Raw genomic sequence first — 7922 nt, 5'->3', positions numbered from 1 at the left:
GAGGGCGGCGCAAAGCGCGTGGAACGCGTGCTCTCCCGTGGCAGTCCGCTTGCGCAGGCCGAAAAGGCGGTCGGTGAACTCCTTGCCATTGTCGGTGAGAATGGTGCGGATGCGGATCGGGCAGGCGCGCTCCAGATCGCGCAGGAAGCGCCGTGCGTTGGCCGCGGTCTTTGCCGGGAAGACACGGATGAAGACCCATCGGGTCGCCCGGTCGATGGCCACGAAGGAGTAACGGCGGCGGGTCTCATCGGCCATTTGCGGCAGGTNTTTCACGTCGATGTGGAGGTAGCCCGGCTCGTAGGCCTTGAAGGCGCTGTGCTTCGGCTTGGCCGCCTTGGCCTTCAGGTCGCGCAGGTTCCCCACGCCATGCCGGCGCAGGCAGCGGTCCAGCCCCGAGCGCGAGGCGTTCGGGTTCAGGAACTCCCGCACAACCGCCAGAAGATCATCCAGCGACACCAGCAGCGCCTTTCGCAGGGCCACCGCGACGGCCTCCTGCGGTGGTGTGTCAGCGTCGTCTGGAGCCTGTGCGGCGTGTGGCTGCGATCCGCGACGCTGTCGCGCTTGCGCCACTTGTAAACGGTCTGCTCCGTTATGCCGAAGCGCTCGGCCAGGACCGGAGCAGGTTCCGTGCTCGCCTGGATCGCCGCCCGCACCTTCGGCGTGGTCGTGGCCTGCTTGTGAAGATGTATCAGCATGGTCGTGCCCCGTCTCGAAGGTCCCTCAGAACCGATCTTGCCATGAAGAGCGCGGGTCGTCGCGGGGAAAGGTGATCATCCGGGACGGAACAACGTGGCTTGCGCAGTCGCAGCCGAAGGACGGTTCCCGATGAGCGTCGTGGCCGAGACCCTCGGTGTTTCCCGCTCCAACCTCCATGATCGCTTGAAGGGAAGCGCGAAGCCGCGGCGGCGCTATCATAAAGCGCAAGACGCGGCGGTGGTGCTGCTGATCACCGCGCTCGTTGCGGCGCGGCCGACCTACGGATACCGGCGGATCACCGCGCTCCTGAACCGGCAGCTCCGGACCCAAGGCGCAGCGCCCGTGAACCACAAGCGCGTATACCGCATCATGCAGGCCCAGAACCTCCTGCTGGCTCGCCGTCATGCGGAACGATCCGACCGCGCCCACGACGGCAAGGTCGTAACTATGCGAGATAGTGTCCCAGCGGTTGGTGTAGGAGGCCGCGGGCGAAGCCCTTGGCGTAGCGTAGCGCGCGGCCTGGTGTGACGCTGGTGGTCACCGTCGATCTTCGAGAAGGTTCGGGTTGCGAGACTCGAAACCAAGAACGGAGACGACGATGACCGACGACAGAATGGCGCTGCTTGAGCTGGTTGAAAAGGAGGCCGATGGCGATCTCGTGCGCGAGATGCTGGCTTTCGCGGCCAGGCGGATCATGGAAGCGGAGATTGAGACCAGAACTGGCGTAGCAAAGGGCGTGCGTTCGCCGTCGCGTGAGGTTCAGCGAAATGGATACCGCGAGCGGGACTGGGACACCCGCGCCGGACGGATATCGCTGGAGATCCCGAAGCTGAGGAAGGGAAGCTACTTGCCGAGCTTTCTTGAACCGCGTCGGACAGCCGAAAAAGCACTCATGGCTGTGATCCAGGAGGCTTACGTGCAAGGCATCTCGACGCGCTCGGTGGACGACCTGGTGAAGGCCATGGGCGCTGGCGGCATGTCGAAGAGCCAGGTCAGCCGGCTCTGCGGTGAGATCGATGAGCGGGTGAACGCGTTCCTGTCGCGGCCGCTGGAGGGCGAGTGGCCCTACCTTTGGCTCGATGCCACGTACCTGAAGGTGCGTGACGGCGGGCGCATTGTCAGCCGCGCCGCGATAGTGGCCAATGCGGTGAACGAGGACGGCAAACGTGAGGTGCCGGGCGTGGCCACCGGCCCTTCCGAGGCCGAGACGTTCTGGACCGGCTTTCTCCGCTCGCTGGCCGATCGCGGCCTGCGGGGCGTGAAGCTGGTCGTTGCCGACGATCACAAGGGGCTGCGGGCGGCTGCGCGTCGGGTGTTCGACGCGACCCACCAGCGCTGCCGCGTTCACTGGATGCGCAATGCGCTTGCCCATGCCCCGGCCAAGCAGCGTACGGCGGTGGCGGCGATGCTGAAGACGATCTTCGCGCAGGAGACAAAGGCCGAGGCCGAAGCCCAGTGGGAAGTGGTCGCGGATGCGCTTCGCGAGAAGCAGGAAAAGCTCGGCGCGTTCATGGACGCCTCCCGCGACGACGTCCTGGCCTACATGGACTTCCCGCGCGAGCATTGGACCCAGATCGCATCCACGAACCCAATCGAGCGAGTAAACCGCGAGATCAAGCGGCGCGCCGATGTCATCGGGATCTTTCCAAACGACGAAGCCATTGTTCGCCTGGTCGGCGCTCTGATGCTCGAGACAAACGACGAATGGACAGTCGCCCGGCGGTACATGTCGCCTGAAAGCCTCGCGCGCATCACCGACAATGCAGACGTCAGATTGCCCACCGTGGCCACCTGATCAGCTTCGGACCTCTCCGAAGGTCGGCGCTCCTACACCACGCAATGGGGCACTATCGTGCCGAGGCGCAGAATTTCTCAAGCTGTCATCAGCTCCTCAACCGTGCCCGGTGGAACACCCACGCCATGGCGCGGCACCTGCTGAGCATGGTCGTCAACCGCCTCGTGCCGGAGGGCCCGGTAGTCATCGGGATGGACGACACCATTGAACGCCGGTGAGGGCGCAGGATCACAGCACGCGGCATCTATCGCGATCCCGTCCGCTCCAGCCACGGCCATTTCGTCAAGGCCAGCGGACTGCGCTGGTTGAGCTTCATGGTGCTGACGCCGGTCCCGTGGGCGGGTGCCGTAAAGGCCCTGCCGGTCTTCACCCTGCTCGCCCCGTCACAACGCTCCAACCTTCACCGGGGACGCAGACACAAGCTGCTGACCGACTGGGCCCGCCAAGGGGCGCTCCAGCTCTGCCGCTGGTTGCCCGACCGCGACATCGTCTTCGTCGGCGACAGCAGTTTCGCCGTCCACGAACTGGCCCACGCTATCACAGGCCGGGCAACGCTGATCAGCCGGCTCCGGCTCGATGCCAATCTCTTCGCGCCCCCTCCCGAGCGCAATGCGCGCTCCGTCGGCCGTCCGGCACAGAAGGGCCCGCCGTTGCCCAAGTTGAAACCTTGCTTTCAGATCCCGCTACGCCATGGCACAGAATGACCGTCTCCTCATGGTATGGCCGCAAGCAAGGGAAAACGCTCGAGATCGCCTCGGACACCGCACTCTGGTATCGCCCCGGCACGCCGCCCAAACCAATCCGCTGGGTGCTTGTCAGAGACCCTGAAGGCAAGCGGGCCCCGCAGGCCTTCTTCAGCACCGACACCGCCCGCGAGCCAGCCGACATCATCGCACCCTTCGTCCGCCGTTGGCAGGTCGAGGTCACCTTTGCAGAAACCCGCGCGCATCTCGGCGTCGAAACCCAAAGGCAGTGGTCCGACAAGGCAATCGCGCGAACAACACCTGCCTTGCTCGGTCTCTACAGCCTCATCTCGCTGTGGGCCCGCGATCTGCTGAGCACGACCAGCACGCCCTATGCCGCAGCATGGTATCGCAAGACCAATCTCACCTTCACCGACGCCATCGGTTCGGTGCGTCTGGCCCTCTGGGTAGGAGACGTTTTCCAACACTCTCCGCCGGACCGGGAACCGCAAGAAATCCCGCCCGACCGCCTCGTGCGCATGGCCGAAGCACTTTGCTTCGCCGCATAATGTACAAAGTCGAGCTAAGATTGACGACCAGATTCAAGCCAGCACAAACTGAATTCTCTCGAAAAGCAACAACAACCAAACCACATTCAGCGCAAGTCGCGCCTGACAGACGCACCCGCAGAGAAGTCGATGCAGAGCCGCCTCGAATGAGACGAGCCGGCTCTGCGACACAGGTGCATCTGAGGCGTTAGGTAGTGTCCCACCCCGTGGTGTAGGAGGCCGCGCGCGGAGCCATCTGGTGCAGCGCAGCGCACGGCCGGTCTGGCGGCCACCGCGCTTCTTCGTAGTCTGAGGTTGTTCGACGACCGACGACAACGAAGGAGAGCACGATGACCGAGACCATGATCGACCTTCCAGGGGTGATCGCCAAGAGCGATGACGCGGATTTCCTGCGCGATCTGATCCAGGATGCCGCGCAGCGGCTGATGGACATCGAGGTGGCCGCCGTGTGCGGAGCCGGGCATGGCGAGCGCAGCGCGGACCGGGAGAACCAGCGCAACGGCTACCGGCCGCGGCAATGGGATACCCGCGCGGGCACGATCGGACTGAACATCCCGAAGCTGCGCAAGGGCAGCTATTTCCCCACTTTCCTGGAGCCGCGCAGAACGGCCGAGAAAGCCTTGATGGCGGTCATACAGGAGGCCTACATTCACGGCGTCTCTACCCGTGCCGTTGACGATCTGGTGCGCGCCATGGGTCTGACGGGCACGTCAAAGAGCCGGGTCTCGCGGCTCTGCGAGGAGATCGACGAGCGGGTGCATGCATTTCTGAACCGGCCCCTCGAAGGCGATTGGCCGTTCCTGTGGCTCGACGCGACCCGTGTGAAGCTCTGCGAGGGCGGTGATAGTGGCCGTCTCGGTCAACACCGACGGGCGCCGCGAGATCCTGGGGATCACCGTAATGCCATCGGAGGCCGAGACCTTCTGGGCAGACTTTCTGAGATCTCTTACGCGCCGCGGGCTGCGCGGCGTGCAACTGGTGATCAGCGATGCCCATGAGGGCCTGAAGGCCGCTGCCCGCAAGGTCTTGGGCGCCGGATGGCAGCGTTGCCGCGTGCATTTCCAGCGCAACCTGCTGGCCCGCGTGAGCAGTAACCGCCCGGTTGGGGCCGCCTTCTTGAGCTGATCGGCAGATCTTAATCAACGTCGCTATTGGCGTCGTTACCGACGTCGTCTGTGGCGGAGGTTGGGATGCGGCACGAGATCGTCCTGGGTGCGGAGCGTCGGCGGCGCTGGTCGGATGAAGCGAAGCTCGAGATCCTGGGAGAAGTCGGCGTTGACGGATGGACGGTGTCCGACGTTGCGCGACACCACGACCTGACCCGTCAGCATGTCTACCAGTGGCGGCGCGAACTGAGACGGAAGGGGCTGTGGCCGGATCCAGGTGGCGCGACCTTTCTGCCCGTGGAGATGGCTGCGGTCCCAGAAGAGACTGTGCGTGTTGAGGCAGGCGCGGCCCGGCGGGCGGAAATCGCGGTGATCCTGCGGAACGGCCGCGAGTTGCGCTGCGAGCCCGGGATCGAGGAGGCGATGCTGACGCGTCTGATCCGAGCGGTTGAGACAGCATGATCGGCCCGGGAACCGGAGTGCGGGTGTACCTGGCCTGTGGCGTCACGGACATGAGGAAGGGCATCGCCGGATTGGCCATGCTGGCGCAGGATGTCCTGCGGCAGAAACCGTCAGGCGGCGCCGTCTTCGCCTTTCGTGGACGTCGCGGTGATCGCATCAAGCTGTTGTACTGGGACGGCCAAGGCTTCTGCCTGTATTACAAGGTTCTGGAGCGTGGCCGCTTCCCTTGGCCCTCTGCGGCCGACGGCACTGCACGACTTACCGCAGCGCAGTTGGCCATGCTCTGGGAAGGCATCGACTGGCGACGACCGAACTGGGGCGCACCACCGGCCCGCGTCGGTTGATATACTGCTCTGGAAGCCCTTGTTTTTATGGCGTTCGGTGGCATGGGCTGCTATGAATGCGCATGTCGCAAGCGCCCGCAGATCTCCCGAACGACCCTGCCATTTTGAAGGCGATGATCGCCGCGTTGCAGGCTGATAACGCGAAGATGTCCGCAACCCTGCGCGCCCACGACCTGCTTGTGCAGGCGTTGCGCGTCAGGATCGCCAAGCTGAAGAAACAGAAGTTCGGCGCCAGCTCCGAGAAGATCGAGCGCGAGATCGAACAACTCGAACTGGCACTCGAAGACCTGATGATCGCCAAGGCCGAGGCGAACGACGCGCCGCCTGAGGAAGACGAGGCCCTGGAGCATGGCCCGCTGCCGGATCAAGAGATCGAAGCCGCGCCGGAGAAGAAGCAGCGCCGCCGCCCCCGCGTCTCGGAGGACACGCCGCGCGAGCGCCGAGAACTCGATCCCGGAGACGCCTGTCCCGATTGTGGCGGCGACCTGCGTGTGGTCGGCGAGGACGTCAGCGAGTTGCTCGACATGATCGCGGCCCAGATCAAGGTGATCGAGATCGCCAGGGTGAAGAAGTCCTGCCGCCGCTGCGAGCGCATGGTGCAGGAACCCGCCCCCAGCCGACCGATCCCGCGCAGCATGGCAGGGCCCAGCCTGCTGGCCTTCATCCTCGTCTCCAAGTTCGACGACCACATCCCGCTCTATCGCCTGAACGAGATCTTTGCCCGGATGGGCGCCGACGTTCCGGATTCCACGATGGTCGATTGGTGCGGCGGTGCGATGAAGGCCCTGAGCCCGCTCATCGAAAAGATCGAGGCCGACGTGATGTCGAGTTCGATCCTGCACGCCGATGATACGCCCATCCGTGTGCTCGACCGGTCCCGCAAGGACAAGGGCCTTGGAAAGGGTGTGAAGCAGGGCCGGATCTGGGCCTATGTCCGGGATCAGAGGCCATGGTCAGGTGCGGCGCCCCCGGGCGTCGTCTACTACTTCTCACCGGATCGGAAGGGTGAGCATCCACGTGGCCATCTCGCGAAGTCGGGCGGCATTCTGCAGGCCGATGCCTATGCGGGCTTCAAAGAGCTGTATGAGACGCGCGCGGACGACACGCAGCAGTTCCGCGAGGCCGCCTGCTGGGCACACCTGCGGCGCGACTTCCATGACGTGTGGACGTCCGACAAGTCCCAGATTGCCCGTGAGGCTCTCGACCGTATCGGCAAGCTCTACGACATCGAGCGTGAGATCGCCGGGCAGCCTGCCGAGGTACGGCTTGCCGCTCGCGAGAAGTACAGCGCTGACAAGATCGCCGCCTTCAAGGTCTGGGCCGAGCAGCAGCTATCCCGGATCCCGGGCAAGAGTGATCTCGCCAAGGCCTTCCGTTACGCTCTCAACCGCTGGACCTCCTTCACCCTCTTCCTCGAGGACGGCCGCGTTGCCATCGACAACAATGCCGCCGAGCGCGCCATGCGCCCAGTGGGTGTTGGAAGGAAGAACTGGCTATTTGCCGGATCGGACACGGGTGGCGAAACCATGGCGCGGGCGATGACGCTCATAGAGAGCGCGAAGATGAACGGCCTCGATCCCCAAGCCTACCTCGCCGACATCCTCGACCGCATCCACGATCACAAGAACAACCGCCTCGTCGAGTTGCTGCCCTGGAACTGGACGCCAAAAGCCGCCGGAACCACGCAGAGCGAAGCTGCCTGAAATTACAAGGCGGTCAGAACCGGGCGCTTACGCTCGGTCTGGCTGAACCCGGAGCGACCCGAAGCCGGGCGCAGAGGCCATGGGGCCGCCGACGCGCTCCCCCATCAAGCTGGCGGCGGCGGCCCCATGGTCGGGCCAGCCGAACACGCAGCGTGAAAACGAGTGCAGGCGACAACTACCTTGACGAACACCGCGGCCCTTGCCGAAATGATGTGATGTCCTCATACAATGATATCTCGTCTGGCTGAGGTGGTTGCCATAGGAAATACTGTTAGCGACACCCTCCACGGCCTTAGCAGGCTGCTGAAAAAGTCTTGAGTGCCCATCTTCGAATCCTACGACGACACATCATATCGGTTTTGGAAGCGCCTGCGCACAATATCTTGTCATCCCTTCGAGACGGCTGATGCAGTTCGTCGAGGTCCATTTCCTTTTTCAGCAGCCTGTTAGGATGCCGCCGTCTTGCAGACGATTTCACTACAATGATGGTGAGAATAATCGAAGTGCATTCTACTTCTTTCTTTAAGTAACTTGGTTTACTGACTGCTTCGAACTGCCGGATAT

8 protein-coding genes and 3 pseudogenes are annotated in these 7922 nt (G+C 63.8%); 9 read left to right on the top strand and 2 right to left on the bottom strand.

Annotated elements, in window-relative coordinates; genetic code table 11:
- Positions 1–695: pseudogene (locus tag JSE7799_RS17640) on the bottom strand (DDE-type integrase/transposase/recombinase); the annotation flags it as partial.
- A 91-nt stretch (positions 696–786) separates the two neighbouring features.
- Between JSE7799_RS17640 and JSE7799_RS17635 the strand changes: the two are divergent.
- The 9 genes and pseudogenes from JSE7799_RS17635 to tnpC all read left to right on the top strand — a co-directional run.
- Positions 787–1158 (top strand): annotated as a pseudogene (locus tag JSE7799_RS17635) (IS3 family transposase); the annotation flags it as partial.
- Between the two features lie 136 nt (positions 1159–1294).
- Entirely contained in the window at positions 1295–2491 is a 1197-nt protein-coding gene (locus JSE7799_RS17630; RefSeq protein ID WP_055664781.1) for an IS256 family transposase, read from the top strand.
- 44 nt (positions 2492–2535) lie between these two features.
- A complete protein-coding gene (locus tag JSE7799_RS22365) occupies positions 2536–2709 on the top strand; it encodes a transposase (protein WP_222101809.1) in 174 nt (57 codons plus the stop codon).
- Between the two features lie 9 nt (positions 2710–2718).
- Positions 2719–3195, top strand: a complete 477-nt coding sequence (locus JSE7799_RS21450; RefSeq protein ID WP_370736667.1) for a transposase — start codon at positions 2719–2721, stop codon at positions 3193–3195.
- On the top strand, positions 3192–3743 hold the full coding sequence (locus JSE7799_RS21445) for a hypothetical protein (RefSeq protein WP_222101807.1): 552 nt from the start codon (positions 3192–3194) through the stop codon (positions 3741–3743). The genes JSE7799_RS21450 and JSE7799_RS21445 overlap by 4 nt, the downstream gene beginning before the upstream one ends.
- 329 nt (positions 3744–4072) lie before the next feature.
- Positions 4073–4862: pseudogene (locus tag JSE7799_RS17620) on the top strand (IS256 family transposase); the annotation flags it as partial.
- A 71-nt stretch (positions 4863–4933) separates the two neighbouring features.
- The gene (gene tnpA, locus JSE7799_RS17615) at positions 4934–5311 is read left to right on the top strand and encodes an IS66-like element accessory protein TnpA (RefSeq protein ID WP_055664779.1); all 378 of its coding nucleotides are present in this window, start codon (positions 4934–4936) and stop codon (positions 5309–5311) included.
- Positions 5308–5655: an IS66 family insertion sequence element accessory protein TnpB gene (gene tnpB, locus JSE7799_RS17610; RefSeq protein WP_055664778.1), complete on the top strand. Its 348-nt coding sequence runs from the start codon at positions 5308–5310 to the stop codon at positions 5653–5655. Before tnpA ends, tnpB begins: the two co-directional genes overlap by 4 nt.
- Before the next feature lie 62 nt (positions 5656–5717).
- On the top strand, positions 5718–7358 hold the full coding sequence (gene tnpC / locus JSE7799_RS17605) for an IS66 family transposase (protein ID WP_055664782.1): 1641 nt from the start codon (positions 5718–5720) through the stop codon (positions 7356–7358).
- A gap of 292 nt (positions 7359–7650) precedes the next feature.
- Here tnpC and JSE7799_RS21440 read toward each other — a convergent pair.
- Positions 7651–7922 (bottom strand): hypothetical protein (locus JSE7799_RS21440; RefSeq protein WP_222101806.1); only part of this gene is annotated, 272 nt, incomplete at its 5' end.

Origin of the sequence: Jannaschia seosinensis, from assembly GCF_001408515.1 — a bacterium.
Taxonomy (GTDB): Bacteria; Pseudomonadota; Alphaproteobacteria; order Rhodobacterales; family Rhodobacteraceae; genus Jannaschia; species Jannaschia seosinensis.
The sequence above is the reverse complement of the archived record's forward strand: the minus strand, read 5'-3'. Positions and strand labels throughout refer to the sequence as shown.

Excerpts from the sequence above, each read along its gene's own strand:
- JSE7799_RS17630 (WP_055664781.1), top strand. The coding sequence starts at position 1,295 with ATGACCGACGACAGAATGGCGCTGCTTGAGCTGGTTGAAAAGGAGGCC.
- JSE7799_RS22365 (WP_222101809.1), top strand. The coding sequence starts at position 2,536 with ATGGGGCACTATCGTGCCGAGGCGCAGAATTTCTCAAGCTGTCATCAG.
- JSE7799_RS21445 (WP_222101807.1), top strand. The coding sequence starts at position 3,192 with ATGACCGTCTCCTCATGGTATGGCCGCAAGCAAGGGAAAACGCTCGAG.
- tnpA (WP_055664779.1), top strand. The coding sequence starts at position 4,934 with ATGCGGCACGAGATCGTCCTGGGTGCGGAGCGTCGGCGGCGCTGGTCG.
- tnpB (WP_055664778.1), top strand. The coding sequence starts at position 5,308 with ATGATCGGCCCGGGAACCGGAGTGCGGGTGTACCTGGCCTGTGGCGTC.
- tnpC (WP_055664782.1), top strand. The coding sequence starts at position 5,718 with ATGTCGCAAGCGCCCGCAGATCTCCCGAACGACCCTGCCATTTTGAAG.